This is a genomic window from Streptomyces sp. NPDC055078 (genome assembly GCF_053607985.1).
This window is the reverse complement of the sequence record NZ_JBSGUP010001129.1, coordinates 1-1,295: the sequence shown is the minus strand read 5'-3', so window position 1 is coordinate 1,295 and position 1,295 is coordinate 1. Positions and strand designations below refer to the sequence as shown.

Below are 1,295 nucleotides of genomic sequence, written 5' to 3'. Positions count from 1 at the left end.
GGGCGGGACGGTGCACTCCCTCTTCCCGATCCGCGATTCCGGCCGGGGAACGGAGTCCGCCGAACGGGATGTGCGCGAGAGCGTCCTGTCCGACTGGCTGCTGGCCGTCGAGGCGGACGCGGGCGACTGGCCCGCCGCCCGGCTCGATCTGCTCCAGGGCGTGACCCAGCTGATCGCCGTCGAACGCGACCGCCGCGAGGCGGCCCGTTCGGTACGCAGAAGGCTCGCCCAGGAGGTGCTGGAGCTGGTCTCGGCGGGCGCGGCTCCCGCCGAGATCGCAGCCCGGCTGCGGGTGGCCGCGCCGGTGCTGCTGCCGGGTCTTGGCACGGCCCCGAACTGGCAGGTGGTGGTGGCGCGGGTGGACTGGGGCCCGGACTCCGGGATCGAGGCGGGCCCGGTCGCCCAGTCGCTGCTGGAGGACGTGCTGGTCGACCCCTCGGCCGCCGGTCCCGAATCCTCCGACCGGATCGCTGTCGCCCACACCGGGGACGAGGCGATCGCCCTGGTGCCGCTGCCCACCGTGCCCCGGGCGGCGGACGCCTCGTCCCCGGAGGCGGGACTGCACGCGGACGCGCTGCTGCGGGCCCTGCGCGAACCGCTGTCGGCCGGTCTCGCGGACGACGGGCGGCTGACCATCGGCGTCAGCGCGGCGGTCGGTTCCGCCGAGGCCCTGCGGGGGGCGCTGGAGGAGGCCCGCCATGCCCGCGGGGTGGCGGCGGCCCGTCCGGGCCGGGTCTGCGCGGCGGGCCATCATGAACTGGCGTCGCACGTCCTGCTGCTGCCGTTCGTCCCGGACGATGTGCGGCGGGCGTTCACGGCACGGCTGCTGGACCCGCTGCGGGAGTACGACCTGCGCCACCGCGCGGAACTGGTGCCCACACTCGACGCGTTCCTGGAGTGCGACGGCTCGTGGACGAGGTGTGCCGCGCGGCTGCATCTGCATGTGAACACGCTGCGGTACCGGGTGGGGAGGATCGAGCAGCTCACCGGCCGGGATCTGTCCCGGCTTGAGGACAAGCTGGACTTCTTCCTGGCGCTGCGGATGAGCTGACACTCTCGCCGCGCCCGACCACGCCTCAAGCGTGTCCGAACGTGTCCGAGCGTGTCTGATGGATCAGGCCAGCTTCGACCGCACCCCGGCGGCCGTCCCGGACCGCGTGCCCGTCGTCGGACGGTGCCGCTCGCCCTGGCCGAGAACCGTACGCGGGTCCGTACCGGACACACCAGAACCGGCCGGGGCAGGGCCGGCCCGCCGGGCGAACCGGGGCCCGGCCGGTGCGCCGCGCCCGCGCGGG

At 75.1% G+C, this 1,295-nt stretch carries 2 protein-coding genes; one reads left to right on the top strand and one right to left on the bottom strand.

The window, feature by feature from the left end; all coding sequences use genetic code 11:
- On the top strand, positions 1-1,051 hold a 1,051-nt coding region (locus ACWF94_RS40690), incomplete at its 5' end, for a PucR family transcriptional regulator (RefSeq protein ID WP_453500362.1).
- Positions 1,052-1,114: 63 nt separating this feature from the next.
- Here ACWF94_RS40690 and ACWF94_RS40685 read toward each other — a convergent pair.
- Positions 1,115-1,295 (bottom strand): hypothetical protein (locus ACWF94_RS40685; protein WP_453500360.1); only part of this gene is annotated, 181 nt, incomplete at its 5' end.